The sequence below is a fragment of the Paenibacillus sp. 01T431 genome, assembly GCF_056398625.1.
The window spans coordinates 158,209-181,534 of sequence record NZ_JBFTPT010000016.1 but is presented as its reverse complement, the minus strand read 5'-3'; the positions used below and the strand labels follow the sequence as shown (position 1 = coordinate 181,534).

19 protein-coding genes are annotated in these 23,326 nt (G+C 46.1%); 12 read left to right on the top strand and 7 right to left on the bottom strand.

All coding sequences use genetic code 11. The features are described from left to right. Positions 1 to 156: 156 nt before the first annotated feature. A complete protein-coding gene (locus AC1DM9_RS26745; RefSeq protein WP_477583116.1) occupies positions 157 to 1,242 on the bottom strand; it encodes a Fe-Mn family superoxide dismutase in 1,086 nt (361 codons plus the stop codon). A gap of 82 nt (positions 1,243 to 1,324) precedes the next feature. Continuing rightward, positions 1,325 to 2,380 (bottom strand): alpha/beta hydrolase, encoded by a 1,056-nt coding sequence (locus AC1DM9_RS26740; protein WP_477583114.1) that lies wholly within the window; start codon positions 2,378 to 2,380, stop codon positions 1,325 to 1,327. 253 nt (positions 2,381 to 2,633) lie between these two features. Between AC1DM9_RS26740 and AC1DM9_RS26735 the strand changes: the two genes are divergently transcribed. Next, positions 2,634 to 3,377, top strand: a complete 744-nt coding sequence (locus tag AC1DM9_RS26735; RefSeq protein WP_076271916.1) for an IclR family transcriptional regulator — start codon at positions 2,634 to 2,636, stop codon at positions 3,375 to 3,377. A 1,246-nt stretch (positions 3,378 to 4,623) separates the two neighbouring features. Here AC1DM9_RS26735 and acnA read toward each other — a convergent pair. Next, entirely contained in the window at positions 4,624 to 7,335 is a 2,712-nt protein-coding gene (gene acnA / locus AC1DM9_RS26730; RefSeq protein ID WP_076271908.1) for an aconitate hydratase AcnA, read from the bottom strand. A 509-nt stretch (positions 7,336 to 7,844) separates the two neighbouring features. Here acnA and AC1DM9_RS26725 point away from each other — a divergent pair. The 6 genes from AC1DM9_RS26725 to AC1DM9_RS26700 all read left to right on the top strand — a co-directional run bounded on the left by AC1DM9_RS26725 (position 7,845) and on the right by AC1DM9_RS26700 (position 14,107). Next, complete coding sequence (locus tag AC1DM9_RS26725) at positions 7,845 to 9,164, top strand: amidase domain-containing protein (protein WP_477512572.1); 1,320 nt, start codon at positions 7,845 to 7,847, stop codon at positions 9,162 to 9,164. A gap of 23 nt (positions 9,165 to 9,187) precedes the next feature. After that, a complete protein-coding gene (locus AC1DM9_RS26720; RefSeq protein ID WP_477583111.1) occupies positions 9,188 to 10,309 on the top strand; it encodes a D-alanine--D-alanine ligase in 1,122 nt (373 codons plus the stop codon). Positions 10,310 to 10,878: 569 nt separating this feature from the next. Beyond that, entirely contained in the window at positions 10,879 to 11,196 is a 318-nt protein-coding gene (locus AC1DM9_RS26715) for a hypothetical protein (protein ID WP_054026471.1), read from the top strand. A 3-nt stretch (positions 11,197 to 11,199) separates the two neighbouring features. Next, positions 11,200 to 12,222, top strand: coding sequence for a UV DNA damage repair endonuclease UvsE (gene uvsE / locus AC1DM9_RS26710; protein WP_477583109.1), 1,023 nt, complete (start codon positions 11,200 to 11,202; stop codon positions 12,220 to 12,222). Between the two features lie 105 nt (positions 12,223 to 12,327). Then, complete coding sequence (locus AC1DM9_RS26705) at positions 12,328 to 13,146, top strand: sulfite exporter TauE/SafE family protein (protein ID WP_477583107.1); 819 nt, start codon at positions 12,328 to 12,330, stop codon at positions 13,144 to 13,146. 106 nt (positions 13,147 to 13,252) lie between these two features. Further along, positions 13,253 to 14,107: an inositol monophosphatase family protein gene (locus AC1DM9_RS26700; RefSeq protein WP_477583105.1), complete on the top strand. Its 855-nt coding sequence runs from the start codon at positions 13,253 to 13,255 to the stop codon at positions 14,105 to 14,107. A 79-nt stretch (positions 14,108 to 14,186) separates the two neighbouring features. Here the strand turns inward: AC1DM9_RS26700 and AC1DM9_RS26695 are convergent, their stop codons facing one another. Further along, positions 14,187 to 15,101, bottom strand: coding sequence for an NAD(P)/FAD-dependent oxidoreductase (locus AC1DM9_RS26695; RefSeq protein ID WP_477583103.1), 915 nt, complete (start codon positions 15,099 to 15,101; stop codon positions 14,187 to 14,189). Between the two features lie 60 nt (positions 15,102 to 15,161). Continuing rightward, positions 15,162 to 15,647 carry an RrF2 family transcriptional regulator gene (locus AC1DM9_RS26690; protein ID WP_076271141.1) on the bottom strand — a complete coding sequence of 162 codons (486 nt, stop codon included), beginning with the start codon at positions 15,645 to 15,647 and terminating at the stop codon, positions 15,162 to 15,164. Positions 15,648 to 15,832: 185 nt separating this feature from the next. On the opposite strand from AC1DM9_RS26690, the gene AC1DM9_RS26685 reads away from it, so the two are divergent. Beyond that, positions 15,833 to 16,996, top strand: a complete 1,164-nt coding sequence (locus AC1DM9_RS26685; RefSeq protein WP_441885140.1) for a PQQ-dependent sugar dehydrogenase — start codon at positions 15,833 to 15,835, stop codon at positions 16,994 to 16,996. Between the two features lie 58 nt (positions 16,997 to 17,054). Here AC1DM9_RS26685 and AC1DM9_RS26680 read toward each other — a convergent pair whose 3' ends face one another. Together AC1DM9_RS26680 and AC1DM9_RS26675 are read right to left on the bottom strand one after the other, a co-directional pair. Continuing rightward, positions 17,055 to 18,365 carry a glutamate-1-semialdehyde 2,1-aminomutase gene (locus tag AC1DM9_RS26680; RefSeq protein ID WP_477583100.1) on the bottom strand — a complete coding sequence of 437 codons (1,311 nt, stop codon included), beginning with the start codon at positions 18,363 to 18,365 and terminating at the stop codon, positions 17,055 to 17,057. A 137-nt stretch (positions 18,366 to 18,502) separates the two neighbouring features. Continuing rightward, the gene (locus AC1DM9_RS26675) at positions 18,503 to 19,588 is read right to left on the bottom strand and encodes an LCP family protein (RefSeq protein ID WP_441885144.1); all 1,086 of its coding nucleotides are present in this window, start codon (positions 19,586 to 19,588) and stop codon (positions 18,503 to 18,505) included. 374 nt (positions 19,589 to 19,962) lie between these two features. On the opposite strand from AC1DM9_RS26675, the gene AC1DM9_RS26670 reads away from it, so the two are divergent. The 4 genes from AC1DM9_RS26670 to bcp are packed head-to-tail and all read left to right on the top strand — an operon-like array spanning position 19,963 to position 23,115. Beyond that, a complete protein-coding gene (locus AC1DM9_RS26670; RefSeq protein WP_339206887.1) occupies positions 19,963 to 20,988 on the top strand; it encodes an ABC transporter ATP-binding protein in 1,026 nt (341 codons plus the stop codon). After that, complete coding sequence (locus tag AC1DM9_RS26665; protein ID WP_076271138.1) at positions 20,985 to 21,779, top strand: ABC transporter permease; 795 nt, start codon at positions 20,985 to 20,987, stop codon at positions 21,777 to 21,779. The genes AC1DM9_RS26670 and AC1DM9_RS26665 overlap by 4 nt, the downstream gene beginning before the upstream one ends. Positions 21,780 to 21,784: 5 nt before the next feature. Further along, on the top strand, positions 21,785 to 22,576 hold the full coding sequence (locus AC1DM9_RS26660) for an ABC transporter permease (protein ID WP_441885147.1): 792 nt from the start codon (positions 21,785 to 21,787) through the stop codon (positions 22,574 to 22,576). A gap of 53 nt (positions 22,577 to 22,629) precedes the next feature. Further along, on the top strand, positions 22,630 to 23,115 hold the full coding sequence (bcp, locus tag AC1DM9_RS26655) for a thioredoxin-dependent thiol peroxidase (protein ID WP_441885149.1): 486 nt from the start codon (positions 22,630 to 22,632) through the stop codon (positions 23,113 to 23,115). Positions 23,116 to 23,326: the final 211 nt, after the last annotated feature.

The window sequence follows — 23,326 nt, the reverse complement described above, 5'->3', positions numbered from 1 at the left end:
TTCAGCGTCCTCTGGATGCTGAAGCAGTTTTGACGGAGAAATATAAGATAAGTATGAGGAAATGATATACTTTCTTATATTTTGAAAAAGTCCGACAGAGAACCGGGGTCAGTTCAGTCCCCAGCTCCCATGTCGGACTTTTTTTTGCTGAATAGATTAAAATGGCACCCATACGAGCTTTCGAGCTTCTTCAAATCGATCACTAACGAACGTCCAATTCACGACATTCCACCAATCTTGAATATACTCAGGCCGCTTGTTTTGATGTTTTAAATAATAGGCATGCTCCCACACATCCAAGGCCAACAAAGGCACAACATCCCATTGTGATAAATTCTGATGTTTCTCTGCGGTTAATATTTCAAGCCGGCTGCTGCGTGGACTCCAAACTAGAATCGCCCAGCCACTGCCCTCCACCTTCGCCGCTGCCTTGCTAAATTGATTCTTAAAGGCGGAGAAGCTGCCAAAATCATTTCGGATTTGCTGGCTCAAAGCTCCTATCGGCTCACCTCCACCATAGGGTGTCATGATGCTCCAGAAAAGAGTATGTAAATAGTGGCCAGCACCGTTAAAAGCAAGCTCTCGCTCCCAATGCTTAACCAGCTCAAATTGATTCGTCTCGCGTGCGATTTTGAGCTGCAATTCCGCTTCATTTAGACCATCGACATAGGACTGATGGTGTATATCATGATGGATTCGCATCGTATGCTCATCGATATAAGGCTCGAGGGCACTGTAAGCATAGGGCAGAGGAGGCAGTGTATGTCCCCCGATGGGGACTTGCTGGACAATGGCGCGGTGCTGATTATTGCCTGAGCTGGTTACCTTTTGGCGATAGGAGCTCATTAGGCCGATATAATAGTTGGATTCACGAATGGCGTGTGAGATGACGGATTTGGTAACATCAGAAGAAGCCGACGCGGTGCGCTCATTTAGCTGTCTGAGTTGATCGACATACGTTCTTGATTGTTCAAGAGATGTCTCTACAACCGCTTCAATCGTTTGTTCCATATAGGATGGCAAGCGTGACGGAATGGGAAGCCATTCATCCAGCCATTGATTAGTATATTGAGCAGTATTGGTGAAAACAGGCTCCCATGCTTGGAGAAGCTGAACATACTGACGCTCCATCTCAGGCGCTGCCTGCAAAATAACAGCGATATGCTCTTTCTCTTGCAGCTTCCAATGTCTAACTAATTCCATTACGCGAACGGGCATGAGCGTTCCATAAACAAAAAGCACGACCATCGCCTCCCTTTTTCGCAACAAATGCATCTATGTTAGATGTATTCGTTGGTAAGCGGGCTTATGTCGTGCTTCATTATTATGTTCGTTCTGCTTGGAGCTGTTGATCAACTTGGCTTAGAAATAAGGCTGCTCTTTGGATATATTCGCTCGGATGAACTTGGAACAGCAATTCGTGTTTGCCTTCGGGAACAATCCAAGAACGTGATAGAACGTTGCCTTGCCCTTCAGCAATAGCTTCTGCGGTTTGGTAAGGCGCCTTTGAATCTTCTGTGCCGTGGATGATAAATAACGGGATATCGTAAACGTTAGATAAAACCTCGCTTGCCGGAATAGATCCAAAGCTTGTACCCGTCCAAAGGGGGATCATCGATTCAATAAGCGGCAAAGAGAACTGCGGCAATGAAACAAATTGATTCAAGTTATCAAATAATGCCTCGGGGCTCGGGATGAAAAGACTGTCGAGTATCATGGCATCAATTTCATCGGTCTGCAGTCCTGCTTGCAGTGCCGTTCCTGCACCCATTGAGAAGCCCCAGACGACGATGTCCTCCGCTCCGCGTGATTTTGCATAATCTACTGCAGCAAGCAGCTGTTGTGACTCCTCAAGGCCGCCAGTGGCCGGAGCTTTGTACTCCTTCGATGCATAGCCGTAGTCAAACAATAATATATTATAGTTTAAACCGTGCAGCAGCTTCGAGAGCTCATACATCGGTACCCATGATTCTTCGCGATTAGCGCCATAACCGTGGCTGAAAACAACAGTTCGTGCTGAAGGAGCCGCTTCGCTTGCATCACTCTCTGCAGGGATGAACCAGCCGCTGACCGTCGTATTTCCGCTTTTGCTAGGGAAAATGACATCCTCGTAATCTAGGCCGATAGCCGCTTGCGGATTAGAGGAGAGTGGGGCTACATAAGGGTATGCAAGCATCCATGCGACATAGCCATGAAAAATAATGACAGCAATCAAACACATTGCCGTAAGGGAAGCAATGGAAGCAACCAGCAAATGCTTGCTGCGGCTTTTGGTTTTGCGCAATTGGGACAGGTTATCCGATTCGCCAAGCGGGAAGGGATGAAGGTTTTTTGGAAATCCGCCTTCAAGTGGCAATGGTGTCATTATAGTCGTGCTCATGTCGTTGTCCTCCCTCTGTAAGTAACCGTCCATTAGACTCATCTATTCGGAACGTTGTAAGCGCTTTTCTTATCTAGTACTTTTATCGTAGTCCGGTCCTATAAGCCTGTCAATTGTTGTCGAGGTAATGTTAATCATTTGTAATATTACTGTAATGTAAACAACTGTTCTTTACGATAATGGAAGCGATGAGTTATACTGAATGAGAATCGGTTTCATTGGATGAAACTTTTGGAGAGGGAGCTGTGGCTGCATGGAAGATGGAAAATCGACGGTTCGAGCAGTGGATCGGGCGCTTGATATATTGCTGTGTTTTATTTCAAAAACAGACTGGGCAATGACTGAGATTGCCGAACAGGTTGGCCTGCACAAAAGCACGGTGCACCGGATGCTCGCCACGCTCGAAGAGAAAGGCTTCATCGAGCGCGATCGCTCGACAGACCGATATCATTTGGGTTTAAAAATGTGGGAGCTGTCAGCCCATTTATCACGTTCAGATGATCAAGCAACAATATGGCTGCCTGAGATGGAGCGTTTACGCGACCAGCTAGGCGAGACCGTTAGCATATACGTAAGAGACGGCTCTGAGCGGATTCGTATGCAGGCCGTGCAAAGCAATCAACCCGTTAGGCGGGTAGCGCCTGTAGGCGTGAGACTGCCGCTTTATGCAGGTGCATCGAGCAAGGTGCTAATCGCTTATTCAGATCCGATCGTACAGGAAAGCATTTTTGGAGATCCAGCTTGGCTTTACTCTCTGGATTTGGATCAATACAAGCAGCAGCTCGAAGAGATTTGTATGCAGGGATATGCCACAAGCTTCGAGGAACGCGAACCGGGAGCAGCGGCGCTTTCTGCGCCTATTTTTAACCGTACCGGCAAGCTCGCTGCTGCATTATCCGTGTCGGGCCCTGCCAGCAGGATGACGATGGACACGATGAGGGAATACGCCCCGGTCATGATGGAGTCCGCCAAACGGATGGGTACGATGATTCTATAGTCATAAAAGAAACAGCAGGCATGAGGTGATCCTCGGGCCTGCTGTTTTTGTTTAAACACATTAGGGTTGTTGGGTAGTGTAGCCCGTTTAAGCTACGCCTTTGCTGGGATGTTGCTTAGCTAGCGGTTGCTGCATCTAGGTTTTTAACAAGCAGCCATGGTCCACGAATGATTGGAGCATATGAGTTTCAGGATTAAGTCATCTAATCGGTGGGAGTGGAAGCTCCTGTGTATTGCTTTTTAGAGAAGGTAACGGACATCAGATACGCTATTTGCTCCTTTTCCTTACGTTTGGAGTGGCTAACGGACATAGGGTACGCTATTGGGCTTAAAAAGGTAGGATTTAGCTCGATATGTGACAAATAGCGGATTGTATGTCCGTTAAATCTGTTGTGGACGTTAATTGTTATAAATAACGGATCCTATGTCCGTAAAGATGAGCATTATGCGACATAGCGAAGCTTTGACGCTTCAAGTGCAGTAGAGGACTAATTTGATTGTGATATTTACGTGCCTGCTCCGGGTGGGGGATCGTGGCAGGGTGTTGGCTTTAATTTGGTTCAAACTCAAACTACAGGACTAACGTGATAGCTGCACGCCTGCTTTGGGAGGGGAACGTGGTTAGATTGTTGGCTGTAATTTATTCAAACTCATAATGAGCATTTGAAGTAAAAGAAGGTTGGAATTATGAGCTTGAGTAACCAAACTTGCTGTAACGGACATCAGATACGTTATTTGCTTCGAATCCTCCCTTTTGGGGCGGCTAACGGACATAGGATACGCTATCGGGCTACAAAAGGTAGGTCTATGCTCGAAATGGGACAAATAGAGGATCTTATGTCCGTTAAATTTGTTGTGGACGTTAATTGTAATAAATAACGTATCCTATGTCCGTTAGATGAAGTTTTGTGCGAAAAAGTGAGGCTATGACACTACAAGCGTGACTAAGACTAATGTTTTAGTGGCGCGCCTGCTCTCGGAGGGGAGCAAGACTAAGGTGTTGGCTGTGCAAGCATGCTTAAACTCATAATGATTGATTGAGCATGTTTGGAAGTACTGGAGCCACGAGCAAGCATAGGCCACGGAAATTGTTCCAGTGTACAGTGACAGGTAACACGTAAAACATAACAGGTAGCAAATAACAAAAAGTAGGTAACAACGCCATTGCTTTATAACAAACGAAAAAAGAGCATTGCCGACTAATCGGCAATGCTCTTTTTAATACGGCGCAGGATATGCGCAGATTATTACATGTTAGCGATCATTTGACGAAGTACAGTTTGCAGGATACCGCCGTTGCGATAGTAATCAACGTCCACTACCGAGTCAAGACGTACAATTGCTGGGAAGTCGAAAGTCGTGCCGTCTTCGCGAGTAGCCGTAACGGTAACTTGCGAACCTGGAGTAACGTCATTTGACAAGCCAACGATGTCGAATGTTTCGCGGCCAGTGATGTTAAGCGTCTTCCAGCCTTGACCTTCTGGGAATTGGAGTGGCAATACGCCCATACCAACCAGATTGGAGCGGTGAATACGCTCGAAGCTTTCAGCGATAACAGCTTTGACGCCTAGTAGGAATGTACCTTTTGCAGCCCAGTCACGCGAGCTACCAGTACCGTATTCTTTACCAGCAAGAACGACAAGGTTTTTGCCTTCGTTTTGATATTTCATCGATGCATCGTAGATCGACATGACTTCATCCGTTGGAAGGTAAGTCGTTACGCCGCCCTCTGTACCTGGAGCCACTTGGTTACGAATACGAATGTTCGCAAACGTACCGCGCATCATAACTTCATGGTTACCACGACGTGAGCCGTAAGAGTTGAAGTCTTCGCGTTTAACGCCGTTTTCGATCAAGTATTGACCGCCTGGGCTGTTAACTGTGATGTTACCAGCAGGTGAGATATGATCCGTTGTTACGGAATCGCCCATAAGAGCAAGTACGTTTGCTGTATGGATATCTTTGATATCAGAAAGCTCGGAGCTTAGGTTTTCGAAGAATGGCGGGTTTTGGATGTAAGTTGATTTTGCATCCCACTCGTAGCTTTCGCCCTTAGGTACCGAAATTGCGTTCCAACGCTCATTTTGTGTAAATACGTTTTCGTATTTGTCACGGAACATTTGCGGGTTAAGCGCAGCTGTCATTGCGTCGTTGATTTCTTGCGACGTTGGCCAAATATCTTTTAGGAATACAGGCTTGTTGTCTTCAGTGAAACCAATTGGATCAGTTGTCAAATCGATGTTAGTCGTTCCAGCAAGCGCATAAGCGATAACTAGTGGCGGAGAAGCCAAGTAGTTTGCTTTTACTTGTGCGTGGACACGGCCTTCAAAGTTACGGTTACCGGAAAGTACAGCAGATACGGTCATGTCATTGTCGATGATCGCTTTGCTTACTTCGTCTGGAAGTGGACCGGAGTTACCGATACAAGTCGCACAGCCGTAACCAGCAACGTGGAAGCCAAGTGCTTCAAGCGGCTCGATTAGATTTGCTTTTGTCAAATATTCCGTAACAACGAGCGAGCCCGGTGTTAGGGAGCTTTTTACATAAGCAGGTTTCTTAAGTCCAAGTGCTACTGCTTTCTTAGCAACTAGACCAGCGCCAACCATTACGCTTGGGTTCGAAGTGTTCGTACAGCTTGTAATAGCTGCGATAACGACTGCGCCTGTACCCATTTGGCTAACTTGGCCGTCATTATGATTAACAGTAACGAACTGCTCGATTTTCTCATCGGAGAGACCGTAGCCGCCTTTGTCAATCGGTGTGCGGATGATGCTATTGAAAGATTCCTTCATTGCAGTAAGCTCTACGCGGTCTTGAGGACGTTTCGGCCCTGCAAGGGAAGGAACGATTGTCGAAAGATCAAGCTCAACAACATCCGAGAATACTGGATCTGGAGTCTCGTCTGTACGGAACATGTCTTGCGCTTTGTAGTAAGAGCCAACAAGCTCAATAAGATCCTCATTGCGGCCAGTTTGGCGCAAGTAGCTAAGAGTCTCGTTATCTACAGGGAAGAAGCCGATTGTAGCGCCATATTCTGGTGCCATGTTGGCAACTGTTGCACGGTCAGCAAGGCTGATGTTCGATAGACCAGGGCCGAAGAACTCAACAAATTTACCAACAACGCCTTTTTTACGCAAAATTTGAGTAACCGTAAGCGCAAGGTCAGTTGCAGTTGAACCTTCTGCAAGTTTGCCTGTCAATTTGAAGCCGATAACTTCTGGCATTACAAAGTAAAGCGGTTGACCAAGCATACCAGCCTCAGCCTCGATACCGCCAACGCCCCAGCCTACTACGCCTAGACCGTTGATCATCGTAGTGTGGGAATCCGTACCTACGAGGGAATCAGGGAATACGACTGTTTCGCCGTCAACTGTTTTTGTAGCTGCAACAGATGCAAGGTACTCCAAGTTAACTTGGTGAACGATACCTGTACCTGGTGGAACCGCGCGGAAGTTATCAAATGCTGTTTGTGCCCAGCGAAGGAAACGGTAACGCTCTTCGTTGCGCTCAAATTCAACTTTAGTATTGTATTCAAGTGCTTCAGGTGAACCAAATGCATCAACCATGATCGAGTGGTCAATTACAAGGTCAACTGGTACGAGCGGGTTGATTTTTTTCGGATCTCCGCCTGCTTTTTTCACAGTGTCGCGCATTGCAGCAAGGTCAACGACAACCGGTACGCCTGTGAAATCCTGCAAAACGATACGAGCAGGGATGAAAGGAATTTCTTTATCTTCGCGTCCGTCAGCCCATGTAGCAAGCTGCTTTACATGTTCAGGGGTAATTGCGCGTCCGTCAAATTGACGAACAGCAGCCTCAAGCAATACTTTAATTGAAAAAGGAAGCTTGGAAATATCGCCTAGTCCTTGCTCTTCAAGTCCGCCTAGACGGTAGTAAGCATAAGACTTGCCGCCAGCGTCGAGCGTTGTGCGAACTGAATAATGATTTTGTGTAGACATCGTCATTCTCCTTTTAACTGTAGTCTGAGTTTCATTCTGTGAAACACTATTTCATAATTTCTATATCTATAGTATATCGTTAAAATAGTCCTTCCGTAAAGTCCAATTATGTCTTTATGCGCTTGGAAATGGCATTGAAAATGATCCTCAATGAATGTTACATGAAATGGCAGAGTGCTTCATATAATGAAGCAGTTAATCAGCGACAAGTTTAGCACGAATTACTTGATGACGTTCTCATGCCATAAAGGCAAGCTGTAGCAGCATAGGCTTGAAATATAAGATTGCTATCGAGAAGGTCAATCCAAAAACTTATATTTCATCGTGAAACGGCGGCCATGAAGCATTAAGGGAGAAGCTGCAGTCTTTTACAATTGAAATGTAAATTCGGTTAAGTTGGATTCCTATCCCAAAAGTTTATATTTCAACGCCAATCGAGTTAGCCTCATCAAAAGAGATGCTGCAGCCGTTTACGCTTGCACTCACGATAAGGTCAAGGAGGGATTGCTATGCCGCGAACAGGCAACCGGGGGCCAGGAACTCAGGGCCAAAAGCATAACCAAACATCATCCAAACCATCAGCTTCTCAGCGCAAGTCGCAGCAGAAAGTTGTAACGCATGCCATCCAGAAGCAGCCGTCGCCTTCCGGGTTGCAAGCGGAGCGAAATGCTGAAATCGGCGATCAAGCACTGCAAAATCAAAAAAGAGCAAATCAGGAAGAAAAGCCAGTAAAACAACAAACGTCAAAGTTAAACTCGCTGCTTCGTTCCTCTGATTACGATCCGCACGATCAGCAAGGGAAGCTGCAAGGTTGGAAAGCTGCTGTTCATCGCTATATTAGCTTGTACAATCAAGCCGAAGCGAATCAGCATGCGGCTGTGCTGACCGATTACGTTACGGACCGCGATCATTGTGATCGCCTAAGATTCAGGCTTGAGCGTCTTCGTGAACGCGATTTGCTTAGAGGCGCGCTTCCAGCAGGAAGCGAAACAAAAGCAGAGCTCATACGCGTCAACGAATCATCAAGCGAGGTCTCTGTGTTGATTCGTCTCCACATCAAAAGAAGAATGGAGCAGTCTGGGCGTTTTTACATGGAAGAAAGATCTGAATTTGAGCGTCTTTGGTTAGGGCTCGCTGGTCACTCATGGAATGTTCTTCGTGTTGAGCCAATTATATCGGAAAGAAGACCGCGTTATGGCACAGCAGTAGACAATTGGATGACCGTCGATGATTACTCGGAGCTATTTGGCGAACAATCTTCGCCATCAACACCATACTTAAATTATGACCTATTACAGCAATTCAAACACAGGCCATCTGGTATTCGTTACAGGAGAGATTTGGTTGCTGCATATGCGGATCGTTGGTGGAATGAGGGGAACCCAGCGTATGAGCTTTTTGAGGTGAATTGTACCAATTACGTGTCCCAGTGCATCTTTGCAGGCAATGCTCCGATGAACTATACTGGTAAGAGAGAAACGGGCTGGTGGTATAAGGGCCGAAATAAGGGCAGTGAATGGTGGAGCTACAGCTGGGCGGTATCAAACGCGATAACCAACTATTTAACTGGTTCAAAGACCTCAGGCTTGCGTGCAGAGGTTGTGCAATCTGCGGATGAGCTGCAGCTTGGGGATGTCATTACGTATGACTGGAATGGTGATCATCGCTTTCAGCACAGCACAATCGTAACTGCTTTTGACTCGTTCGGTATGCCGCTAGTGAATGCGAATACCGTTTCCAGCAGGCATCGTTATTGGGATTATCGTGATTCCTATGCATGGACGGAACAAACGAAATATCGTTTTTTTCATATTGCAGATCTATTATAAATTATTGTACCGGAGGATATGCCATGGGGAGCAAGGTTAGAGTAGGTTTAGTTTACGGGGGGAAATCGGGAGAGCATGAGGTCTCTTTGCAAACGGCTTACGCTGTAATGGGTGAATTTGACTACAGCAAATATGAAATCAAGCCTTTTTATATTACGAAGCAAGGCGAATGGAAAACGGGAGCCGTTTTGCATAACCGACCAAGCAGTGTAGAAGATCTACGCAACACAACAGACGAGGCTGAGGAAAATGGCTTTGCTCTTGCTCTATTATTTCAAGGCTTGAATAGAAGCTCAAAAACTGCTGGCGATGAGCCGCGCATTGATGTGATTTTTCCTTTGCTGCACGGAACATTTGGTGAAGATGGTACCATTCAAGGGCTGTTCGAAATGGCGAACATTCCATACGTAGGAGCGGGTGTTCTCGCTTCTGCCGTTGGGATGGACAAGATTCTAATGAAAAAAGTATTTGCGCAAGAAGGCTTGCCGCAATGCATTTTCCGGTACTTCAACCGTACACAGTGGGAGAGAGACGCATCTTTCTTCATCATGGAATGCGAGGTTTCACTCGGCTATCCATGCTTTATTAAGCCAGCCAACCTAGGTTCTAGTGTAGGCGTATCCAAAGCGAAAAACCGTGAAGAGCTTATTAATGCCATCAACTATGCGTTCCGTTTTGACCGCAAGGTTATTGTAGAAGAGTTCGTGGATGCCCGCGAGATCGAAGTAAGCGTACTTGGCAATGATGATGCCAAAGCATCCTTACCTGGCGAAATTGCGCCTTCTAACGAATTTTATGACTACAAAGCCAAATACATCGATGGAAAATCGACGATGCAGATTCCGGCTCATTTGTCGCCTGAGCTTACAGAATCCGTTCGCGAAATGGCCGTTCGTGCATTTCAATCCATTGATGGCTCGGGATTATCACGTGTAGATTTTTTCCTTCGCAAAAGCGACAATCAGCTTTTTATCAACGAAGTCAACACATTGCCTGGTTTCACACCTATCAGTATGTATCCACTTATGTGGAAAGAAACCGGCATTCCATATAAAGAATTGTTAGACACCTTAATTTCCTTAGCTCTTTCCCGCCACGCGGAGAAGCAGCGGATAGATTTTACAGGTGAAGCATCACAATCGTAAGATGAATTTCTAACGATCTCTAACTTGTTATAATTTCTATAACTTTCTTAACTTTCTATAACTGTTTGTACACATATGAGAAAAAGATATAGGGAAAAATTTCTTTTATTTTTTACTTTGGGGCTTCAATCCTTATCTTTGTATCCAAGGTAAACAGGTAAAAGATCTTTTTTCCTTCTTAAAATGGACAAGTTGTTCTTCAATGCCCCAAAAGCTCGGAAAGGGTTTAAAGGTATGTGAGAAAAACGCACCAAAAGTAAAGCGTGTCCCGTAGGGACGAAAGCGATCCCCCGCAAAAGTAGAAAGCTCGCGCAGTGCAACTCCTAGGTTAGTCCAATTGCGGGTGTCCAGAGGGTGCAACCCTCGGGGCCCTCCCTTGGAAGGGAGGGTTTGGGTGGGTTCGAAAAGCTTGAAAAGGGTTTAAAGTTTTAATATGTTTGATACTAAAGGTTTAAAGGTTTGATTTGTTGATATTAAAAGTTATAAAGATTTGAAATAAGCCTTTAAAGGTTTGGTAGTAAAGCCCTTTGAAGGCACGGTAGAAATTTCACTGAAAGGAGGGAAAAAATATGGGTTTTGCAACTGAGTTTAATTCTGTGTGCAAATTTAAGTCCGAACAAGAGCTCTATGAATTGTTGGAGTATGGTCGGGGCAAAATGGTCAAGAGCGGCTTTCGCGTATTTCCAACTGGCCAAAAGGTGATTGCTTATACACCAGCCAATGAAGCGATTGCGATTGTCCGCATTTTAGCTTCTATCGCAGAAATTAATTTTCAAGGCGAAGAAGTGACACAAGTGGAGATGGAGCTCGTGAGAAAATTGACTGAGGAAGAATCAAAAGTTCAAACGGCGCTTGCTTTTGAAATGTTTTTTGGAGAGAGGGCCTAATCGATGATTGTCAGATTAGGTTTTGTCGCAATGAGCTTGCAGGTTGAGAATGCATCGCCTTCAAGAACGATGACGTTTGCGAACTTCTCGAAGCTAAACGACCGCGAGGCAGGGATTCGGAAGCTGGAAAGAATAGCAGAGGAAAATCTGCGCAATACGCTGCGGATTTTGAAGCATTGCAAAGCCAGCGACATTCAAATGTATCGCTTTTCGTCAAAGCTTATACCCCTTGCTACTCATGAGGACTTATTGGACTGGAATCCATTTGAAGCGCTAGCGCCAGCATTTCAGGAAGTTGGCGAGTTCGTGCAGAAGCACGGAATAAGAGTATCCTTTCATCCGGATCATTTTTGCGTGTTCAGCACGCCTAGACCGGAGGTGCTCGCGAAATCAGAGCTGGATTTGCTCAATCATATCCTTATGCTTGAGGCAATGGGGCTTGATGAATCGACAAAATGCAATATACATATCGGTGGAGCATACGGCGACAAGGTTGTAGCTGGTGAACGTTTTGTTCGCCAGTTCAGCTCCTTGTCGCCTCGCTTTAAACATCGGATTACGCTTGAAAATGATGATAAAACGTTCAATGTCAGGGAAACGCTAGAGGCAGCTGACCAAGTTGAGGTTCCGATGGTGCTCGACATTCACCATCATGCTGTTAATGCAGGAGACATCTCAGATGACGAATTATATGAGCATTTATGGCCGCGTATTGTTCAAACCTGGGACAAAGAGCGAGAGCGGCTGGGCATAGCTAGTACAAGCCAGCTTCCTCCCAAAATTCACGCTTCCAGTCCAAAAAGCTTATCTGACCCCCGTGGTCATGCAGATCATGTGGAAGCGGAGCCGCTTGTACAGTTTTTGCGTCATGCGGCAAGAAATACCGAATATTTGGATTGCATGCTTGAAGCAAAAAGCAAGGACGAGGCTTTGATGAAGCTGATAGAAGACTTAAGGCAACTGGAAGCAAGCGCAGAAGGCATCAAGGTGTTGGATGGCGGCCGCGTAGAAATTACTGCTGAGTAGGTATAGCAGCAAAATAACACCGTCAGGGCTTGCCTTGGCGGTGTTATTATATAGCGGGCGCTTCCAAGTAGATGCATCATTATGTAACTGAAAAGGTGAATTCGCATGGAATGGATACTTCTTGTACTTCTTGGTGTTGTAGCAGCGATGTTTGGCAGTATTGTAGGACTTGGCGGCGGTATCATTATCGTTCCTGTCTTAATGCTCATTGGTCCCACATTAACGGGAGAATCTATTGGACATGCAACAGCAGTTGGCATATCATTAACGGTATTAGTCGTTACGGCACTTGCATCTACACTGAGCTATGCCAAACGTAAAATCGTTGATTTCCGCAGCGGCTGGATATTTTTTGTGACCAGCGGGCCTGCAGCAATGATTGGCTCCGCTCTTACGGGTAAGCTGCCTGCAGGTGTATTCCAGCTTGTTTTTGGTATTTTCATGCTGCTGATGGCATCATTATTAATTGCTCGTGACTACATGAAACCGTTTTCGAAGCAGTGGCCAATCGTTCGAACGATGACCGATGCATCAGGCGAATTGCATACGTACAGCTATGGTATTATTCCTGCACTCGGCATCGGTTTTGGCGTAGGTCTCATGTCTGGCTTATTTGGAATCGGAGGCGGGTCGCTGTTTGTCCCCCTTATGGTGCTGTTATTTCGTTTTCCGCCTCATATGGCGACTGCAACGTCAATGTTTGTTATTTTTTTATCATCAATTCTAGGGAGCGGCATGCACGTTTATCTTGGTGAAACAGATTGGCTGCTCGTGCTTGCATTAGTGCCTGGAGCTTGGATCGGCGGAAAGCTGGGGGCGGCAATTGCTGTGAAAATGAGCGGCAAGGGCTTGCTTTGGCTGCTTAGAGTGACGCTTCTTCTGCTTGCGGGTCAATTAATCATTGAAGGCTTGCGTTCATTTTGATATGGTTGGAGTAATCATGCGAAACTTGGTAAAAACATCAAACGTAGTAGACCTTAACATGGATAGAAATGTTCGTGAATTTACATAGAGGGAAGAGTGATGGATCGTGAATGATCAGAACAGTACTTCCGTCGTTGGCGGTAAAAGCTTTACGGCTGTCGCAATTAATTGTGCGTCGAAAGCAGGAGAATGGATTAAGACGAAGCTTGGCAATTTTGCAAGCCTTGATATAAAGTATTCCTCGCATGATCTTGTTACGGAAATTGATAAAGGTTCCGAGCGTTTAATAAAAAATCTAGTGATGACTCATTTTCCCCATCATTCTTTTTTGGGAGAGGAAGGCGTAGAGCCTGGGCCGGAAGCGTCAACACGCGCGCTGGAGAACATCCGTGACGCTGAATATTTATGGATCGTTGATCCTATTGATGGCACAACGAACTTTGTTCACGGATTTCCTTTTTTCTGTGTATCCATTGCCTTGGCGCATAACGGCGAGGTGATCGTCGGCGTGGTCTATGACCCGATGAAGGATGAATTGTTTGTAGCCGAAAAAGGCAAGGGAGCATACGTGCACGGAAAACGGATGCAGGTATCCATGGAGGATACGCTGCGCGGCAGCTTGGTTGCAACAGGTCTTCCGGCCGACCATCATTATGCGCTGCCTCTAAATTTGAAAGGCATTCAAGCAGTTGCCCCGCAGGTTCGCAATCTCCGTATAGCAGGCTCTGCTGCGATGCATATGGCCTATGTGGCGGCAGGACGCTTGAGTGGGTTTTGGGAGATTGGACTGAATAGCTGGGATCTGGCTGCCGGCTCGCTGCTCGTTCAGGAATCGGGCGGTATTGTGACGAGTACAGTTGGCAAGCCTTACGATTTGGGAACGCGAAATATCGTAGCGTCAAATGGCCACATTCAGCAGGAGCTTATCTCGGCGCTTGCCGAGGCGAAAGCAAACGAATAAACGTAATAGACAGCGTGTACACAAACACCAAAAAAGCAGCCAGGCTTATAAATAGCCGAGGCTGCTTTTATTTATGAAATTAAACTCGGCTATTCCAAGCCTCTGCAAGCAGCTCGCTGTTAATGCCCACAGCAGCCAAGGATCCCATCGAAGCAGCCGTAATGGCTTGATACAGCTCCGTCGCTGCATCACCAGCGCCATAGATACCTGGAATGTTTGTTTTCCCAAACATATCAACAACAACAGTCCCTGCTTCAGTGACCTTGCAGCCTAATGTTTGCGGCAAGTCTGAGCCTGCAGCAAGCTTTGGTGCAAAGAAAATTCCTGTACACGGAACAATAGTACCGTCCTCCAGCACAATTTGCTTCACCATGCCATCGCTAGATTCAATACGCAGGATAGGTGAGTTAAAGGTAGGAACGTTATGCAGCTTAAGCTCCTCACGCTGCTCGTCGGTCCATTCATCAGGACCATCGGTACAAATAGTAATTTGGCTTGTCCAACCAGACAGCATTTTGGCAGAGTGCAGTGCTCTATCGCCTTTGACAATCAAGACAAGCGGTTGGTCTCTTAATTCCCAGCCATCACAATAAGGGCAGACGAAGGCACTTTTGCCATATACTTCAGACAGTCCATTAATATCAAGAGGGATGTCTTTCATTCCTGCAGCAAATAGCAGCTTTTTGCTTTGATAGATTTGTCCCTGTGCAGTCGTAATTTGAAAATGGCCATCGGTTCCAGTGATCGACACTGCAGCATCCTCTACAAAATGGACCGTAGGATATGAGCTAATCTGCTCCTTCGCGACTCGTCGAAACTCGCCTGGACTAATGCCGTCTCTGGTAAGAAAACCGTGAGTTTCGCGAGTAACTCGGTTGCGCGGACGCCCTTCATCAATAACAACTACGCTTTTTCTTGCTCTGCCTAGTACAAGTGCAGCACTCAAGCCTGCAGGTCCCCCGCCAATAATTGCTGCATCGATCATTTGTTCCATGTTAAACATCCTCTCGAATGGCTAATTTTATTTTTACGCAGAAAGAGTAGTGAGACTTGTTTATTTTACGGTTTGTGTTAATGGATTGAAGGCAGCAGAGTCTACCACCCACTGGATCGTATGCTGCTGAAGGTACTGCTGCATATGACGTTCAGCACCAATCATCACTTTTTTTACAAGACATCCCTTATTTTCTGAATGGTCAGTGGACTCAAGCTCTAAATCTTCAGCTTCAAAAAATAAATGATGATGCTGATCGTCAATATTAAAGCACTCATATAAAGGCTGTCGTCCCTCAATAACTTGAATGACATCAAAAAATGTAATTTGATCTGCAGCTCTAGCAAGCTCGTAGCCGCCGCTTGCACCCGTCACAGCACGTACGATGCCGTCCTGGCGCAGCTTGGACATAATCTTGGACAAGTAGCTCTCTGAAACTCCGAGAGAAGAAGATAAATCTTTAATACCTATGTTCTGACCGCGCTCAGCATGGGCTAAGTGAATTAAAGCATGAAGTGCATATCCGATACTTTTTGAATATTGCATAGGGTACACTCACCCTCCTTTGATACTTATACTTAATCATTGTGGATCCGTAATGTCCATTATAGATAACATGACTCCATAATGCAATGGTGTATTACAAATACGTAAATTTGCAAGGATTTACAATGTGTTTTGTCGAATGAAATAGCATGGAAGTACTGGAGATAAGCCAGGAGGAGTGAACGATGGTGACAGTGAAAAAACGAATTGCTGCGATGATGATGACAACCTTATGTTTAGGCATGCTGGTTGCATGCGAACCAAATGAAACGTCGTCAACAAATACAAAAGTAAATGAAGCGACGGATAAGCCTGAGAAAACGATGGCAATTGATGAAAGCACTGAGCCGTCAGAGCAAGAAGAGCAAGACGAGGCTTACACTGTACTTGCGAAGGAGCTTCGAGTGCCTTGGGTCATTGCTTTTGACGAGGACATGGACATTTTTTATATAAGCGAGCGCGAAGGAAATATTGTGAAGGTGGATGGGGATGCGACGACACGTCAAGCGGTTCATTTGCTCAAAAGTGTACATGACCGCGGAGAAGGCGGATTTTTAGGTTTCCTGCTTGCTCCGGATTTCGCTCAGTCTCGAGAGGCCTACGCGTATCATACGTACGAAGAAAATGGTCGTGTAATGAACAGAGTCGTGCTTATTAAACAAAATGACGGGCAATGGGATGAGGTTAGGGCACTGCTCGAGGGCATTCCTGGTGCTGCGAATCACGATGGCGGACGGCTGGCGATTGGGCCCGACAAGCTGCTTTATGTAACAACAGGAGATGCTCAGCAGCCGGAGCTGGCACAGGATCGTAACAGCCTTGCAGGAAAAATCTTGCGAATGACGTTAGATGGCAAGGTGCCAGCGGACAATCCGTTTTCCGGCTCCTATGTGTATTCTTATGGACACCGCAATCCTCAAGGGCTTGTTTGGAATAGTGAAGGTGTGCTGTTTAATACAGAGCATGGCCCTTCGGGAGATCCTGGCGGACATGATGAGATTAATAAAATTGCAGCGGGCGGCAATTACGGCTGGCCTGCGATTTATGGCAGTGCTGCGCAGGAAGGGATGATAACGCCGATTTATCATACCGGCGAAGATGCGATTGCGCCCTCTGGCGCGACAATCGATGAGAACAATCGAATATGGATTGCTGCTTTAGTAGGCGAGGCGCTTTATCGCTATGACCCTGCATCCAAAAACATGGAAAGGGTATTCGAAGGTGAAGGAAGACTTCGTGACGTAAAGATAAAGGACGGACGTATTTATGTCATCACGAATAATACCGATGGCCGCGGTAACCCGTCACCATCGGATGATCGATTGCTTATAGTAAAGCAGGCGAAATAAAAAAAGCTCAGGAGCCTATTTCAGCTCCTGAGCTTTTTTTTTATGATCTAAACAACTATTACAAGTTAGAGAAAGCATAATTAATGGCTTTAATCGTTTCATCAATGTCTGCCTCGGTATGGGCTGTCGTAAAGAACCAAGCCTCATATTTGGATGGGGCAAGATTGATGCCTTGATCCAGCATGAGCTTGAAAAATCTGCCGAACAGCTCGCCGTCTGTATCCTGCGCTTCATCATAATTCGTAATCGGATGATCGCAGAAATGTGCGGAGAAGGAGCCGCGAATTTGGTTAATTGTGAGCGGGATGCCATGCTGCTTGGCAGCGGCGTGCAATCCTGTTGCAAGCTTCGTAGCCAGTGCGTTCATTTTATCGTAAATGCCAGGCTCTTGGAGCAGCTCCAAGCACGCTATGCCTGCTGAGATCGAGGCAGGATTGCCGGCCATCGTACCTGCTTGATAAGCAGGGCCGAGAGGGGCAACCTGCTCCATAATTTCACGGCGTCCGCCGTATGCACCGATTGGAAGGCCGCCGCCGATGATTTTGCCTAATGCGGTTAAATCCGGTTCGATGGCTTGGTGATCAGGGAACGCAACATAGGTCTGTGCTGCTCCGTAATGGAAGCGGAAGGCGCTGATGACCTCGTCGTATATAACTAGCGCTCCAGCTTCGCGAGTGAGCTTGCAAAGCCCCTCTAGGAAGCCTTCATGCGGCATAACCATACCGAAGTTGCCGACAATCGGCTCAACCATAACAGCGGCAGTCACATGACCCCAGCGATCGAGTGCAGCTTTCAGCGCAGGCAGATCATTAAATGGCACGGTGATGACTTCACTAGCGATGCTTGCAGGCACGCCTGCACTGTCTGGAATGCCCAGAGTAGATGGCCCAGAGCCTGCTGCGACGAGCACAAGGTCTGAATGGCCATGATAGCAGCCTGCGAATTTAATGATTTTGGATTTCTTTGTGTAGGCGCGAGCGACACGAATGGTTGTCATGACGGCCTCCGTACCGGAATTGACGAACCGCACCTTGTCGAGAGATGGGATGGCTTCTTTCAGCATACGAGCAAGCTTAATTTCCAGCTCCGTTGGTGTACCGTATAGGGTGCCGTTCTGAGCTGCACGAACGATAGCTTCTGTAATATGCGGGTGAGCATGTCCAGTAATAATAGGGCCATAAGCAGCTAAATAGTCGATATAGCGGTTATCATCGACATCCCAGAAATAAGCGCCCTCGCCACGTTTCATAAATACGGGTGCGCCGCCGCCTACCGCTTTGTAACTGCGAGAAGGACTGTTGACGCCGCCAACAATATGCTGCAGCGCTTCTTCATATAGTTTTTCGGAATTTTGTCGCTTTGTTGTCATGGAAAGCAGCCTCCAATGGGATTCATAGTTGTAAGTCAATTTAAACAAGTTGAGAAAGAGTGTCGTATGATTTACAGCCGCGACGCACCTAGAAACAAAATACACGCAACTTGAAGCGCCGTTGCGTGTACGTATGTTTACTGCTGTTTATTGCTGTTGTCGCTGCCGCTTGGTGTACTGCTTGGCGAAGCAGTAGGTTCTGGAACGGTGTTGTCTTCCTGCAGCGTCGTTTGTACGAAGGAGCGCAGCTCATCTTCATCTCTAATTCCAATAACAGACGCACCGCCAACCCGATCCTCCGCGATGAGATCCATCGGGGGTATTTGCGTTGTGCTGGCCACATGGCTTTTGACACCAAGCTGACCGAGCTTCAGCATATCCGGCACACTAATGTTTGTTTTCACATAAGGCTGAACGCTTTCAAGAATTTTTTTCATTTGGATAATGTTCCATGTCGATTGAAGCTCTTTGGACACCGCCTGAAGGAAATTTCTCTGACGCTCTGTTCTTGTGAAATCGCTCATCGCATCGTGGCGGAAACGAACGTATTGCAGGGCTTTATCGCCGTCAAGCAGCTGGTAGCCTTTTTTGAGATCAATATCGTAGCGATTGCCGTCGGCGTTATCGGTGTAATGCATATCTTTTTCGACATCAAAGTAAATGCCGCCCATTGCGTCAATCAGGCTTTTAAAGCCTTCAAAGTCGGTATAAACATAATATTGTATGTCGAGACCAAGCAGGTCTCCAACCGTTTTCATAGCGAGCGGATATTCTCCTAAAGTAAGTGCTGTATTAATACGGCCTTTCCCATGTCCTTCTATGCTGACGTAAGTGTCGCGAAGAACGGAGAATAGATGTGCTTTCTTGGTCACAGGATCAAAGGATGCAACCAATATGGAGTCTGAACGAGCCGCTTGCCCCTCGTCTAGCCCGCGAGCGTCACCGCCGAGCAGCAATATATTAACGCGCTCTTTGCCTTCCCATTCAGGAATAGGTACTGGCGTTGCTTCAGCATCCTCGATAGGAGCCTTTGTTGGCTCTGGATCACTGAACTTATCAAGCGCACTGTAAACACCTACGCTCCAATAAATAACAAACGCTGCTACCACACCAAGAATGACAGAGAGGCTGATATAAATCCTTTTCCATCTTTTTTTCTTCGCCATTTTAGCAGTCTCATTTTTCGATTCTTCAGTCGTCTCTTTATTCGTCTCTTTAGGCATTTCGTTAGACGTGCTCCTTTCAGATATTGCGGAATCGTTTTGAAACAATGAGGGTAGATTTCAATGTAAGCATGAGCAAAGATGGCATAGCGAATGATCCGCTCCCAAAAAAAGAAGTTAGCAGAGCAGTATACGTTAGAAATATAAGAACGCATAAGTATGAGCCTTATTAACAGCTTATATTTCATCAGCAAACAAAAGCTTCGCTGCACAAGGCAAAGACAGTCGTTTACGCTAGGCGTGAACTAATGTATGATTACATATCATAAAATTATAAAGCTGAACGACATGCAGAAGCAAGTTTTATCGTTTTAAGTAAATAAAGATCGCTATTTCCTAGGAAATGTCGAAGTGGAAGGGGCTATAACAACCAGATGTTAGCAATCGATGTAAAGGATTTACGCAAGCAATTCAGCGTGCAAAAAAACCGAGAAGGCCTATCCGGCGCCCTCAAGGACTTGTTTAAACGCGAGTACAACGAGGTAACGGCGGTAAAGGATATTTCATTTCAAATCCCGCAGGGTGAAATTTGCGGGTATATTGGCGAGAATGGAGCCGGAAAATCGACAACCATCAAAATGTTGACCGGTATTTTGGTACCGACCGCAGGCGAGCTCAAAGTGAATGGCTACGTGCCTTTTAAGGATAGAGAGAAGTTTGTTAATGGGATTGGTGTTGTATTCGGACAGCGGTCTCAGCTGTGGTGGGATATAGGCGTTATTGAATCGTTCCAATTATTGCGCAAAGTATACCGGGTTTCGGAGGCGGATTTCCGCAAACGTCTTGACGAGCTTGTTGAGCGGCTACAGCTTGGCGACTTATTAAATCGTCCTGTACGCAAGCTAAGCCTTGGACAGCGGATGCGCTGCGAGCTTGTCGCTTCGCTCCTTCACAATCCATCCATTCTTTTTCTCGATGAGCCTACAATTGGTCTGGATATCGTCGTGAAGACAGAAATTCGTGATTTCCTGATGCAAATGAATAAGGAGCAGGGTACGACTATTTTGCTGACGACTCATGATCTCCAGGATATTGAAGCGCTTTGTTCTCGCGTCATTATGCTTGATGATGGCCGCATTATCTATGATGGCGGACTGGAGGATCTGAAGAGCCGTTGGAGCAAAGGACGCGAAATTCAGTTCCAATTTGCAGGGCATACTGCGCTTGCCAAGCTGCAGCAGTTGACGAGCACACTCGATGTAACATGGACGATGGAGAATGAAGTGAGCGCAAAAATGTGGCTCCCGCATGCCGTTAATGTCTCGGATGCATTGGCGTGTGTTGTAGGCGGCGTTGAAATTCGCGACATTAAAATTATCGAAACAAACACCGATGACATCGTTCGAAGCATTTATTCCTCTGGCTCTGCGGCAACATCCAAGGAGACGGTTCAATCATGATGAGCGCTTATATCGACTTTATTCGAATACGGTTTATCATGATGCTTGCGTACCGCGTTAATTATTATAGCGGTATCATTATTTATGCGATTAATATCGGCGCTTATTACTTTCTATGGCAGGCGATTTATGGGGACAAGGAGACGCTGGCCGGTTTCACGGTGACCCAAATGACAACCTACGTTGCGGTATCGTGGATGGCTCGTGCTTTTTACTTTAATAACCTGGACCGCGAGATAGCGAATGAAATAAGGGACGGTAGCGTAGCAGTACAGCTTATTAGACCTTATTCCTATTTAGTCGTAAAAATGATGCAAGGTTTCGGAGAAGGCTTGTTCCGAATGCTGCTCTTCATGGTGCCGGGGATGATTATCGTTTGTTTCTTATTTCCCGTTAAATTACCGACAGATCCGATGACCTGGCTAATTTATTTAGTCATGCTGTTCTTTAGCTTTCTTATCAACTCGCAAATTAATATTTTGACCGGCCTATTCGCATTTTTCGTTGAAAATAACGAAGGCATGATGCGAATGAAACGTGTTATGGTCGATTTGTTCTCAGGCGTAGTTGTGCCGATAGCGTTTTTCCCAGGCTGGCTGTCAGCTATTATGCAGTGGCTGCCATTCCAAGCCATTACGTATTTGCCAAGCTCCGTCTTCACGGGGCGGACGCCTAGCGATCAAATATTGCAGGTGTTTGGCATTCAAGTGCTTTGGTTTGTTGGGCTGCTGGTGCCAATCTGGTTAACGTGGCGCGCCGCTCGCAAGCGGTTGTTCGTGCAAGGGGGATAATAAATATGAGATACGCATCATTATTTTTGGAATACATTAAAAACTACGCGAAGACGCGTCTTACTTATCGTGCTGACTTTTGGATCGAGGTACTTTCCGATTTATTGTTCCAAGGGATGAACCTCATCTTTATTCTGATCGTGTTCCAGCACACGCCGTCGCTTGGCGGCTGGTCTGAGGCAGAGGTCGTATTCGTTTATGGTTTCTTCATGATCCCATATGGTGTGTTCAGCACTTTCTTCAGCATATGGAATTTCAGCGAGCGTTATATTGTGAAGGGCGAGATGGATCGTGTTCTAACCCGCCCAGCACACAGCCTATATCAGGTGCTCCTCGAAAATGTAGATCCGCCTTCTTTAATTGGTTCCTTCGTTGGGGCTATTATTATGGTGCTATGCTGGACACAGCTCGGTTTGCCTTTCGAGATTCTTGATCTTTTTGTACTGATGCTCTTAATATTAGGCGCAGTGCTGATTTATGCGGGGCTCTACACGGCACTTAGTGCCATTTCCTTTTATTCGGATGCACCGACTGGAATTGTGCCATTGATGTACAACATTCAAAATTATGGACGTTACCCGGTTAATATCTATAACAAAATGATCCGCTTCGTATTAACATGGCTGCTGCCGTTTGCTTTTGTAGGCGTCATCCCAGCTTCTTATTTTCTTGAGAAGAAGTCGGATGATCTCTCACAGCTCGCGCTCCTAACTCCGGTCATGGGAATTATCGTGTTCTCTCTAGGGCTGTTGTTATGGAACCATGGCGTAAAGCGATACCGAGGAGCCGGCTCTTAAGCGGCTTGGTTTTAATTGAATAGGTGTGCAGCAAAAATGATGGGGGACTAATCATGACACAGCTTCAAGTGGGAGATATGGCACCGGAGTTTGTATTGCCGGCGTCAAATGGAGAAGATGTTTCACTTAGTGATTATCGCGGGAAAAATGTTGTCCTTTACTTTTATCCAAAGGATATGACGACGGCTTGCATACAGGAATCATGTGATTTTCGAGATGCAAACACAGAGATGCTGAAACGAAATACTGTTATTTTGGGGATTAGCCTAGATACGGTAAAGTCTCATCAGCGTTTTATTGAAAAGAAGGAGCTTCCTTTTCTGTTATTAGCTGATGTGGAGCATGAGGTGTGCGAGCTGTATGGAGTATGGCAATTAAAGAAGCTTTATGGCAGAGAGTATATGGGTCTTGTCCGATCGACTTTTCTCATCGATGAAGCGGGCAGGCTCGTGCAGGAATGGCGTAAAGTAAGGGTGAAGGGGCATGCAGAGCAGGTTCTGGATGCCGTAAAGGATTTGCAGCCGGCTGCTGCTAAATAATTGAAAACAGGACGGAGCAGGAAATAGCTGCTCCGTCCTGTTTTTTTTGTTTTGGACTCTTACAAATTTGTCACCTGAATTGTCACCCTAATCGATGGTTGGCAATCGCTATTTTTTATACGATAGGAAATAGAAAACGGACTTGTGAAGGAGGCGTCAACAAATTGTTCAAATAGCTTGAACTCAGCTGATCGCAGAATATCGAATACAC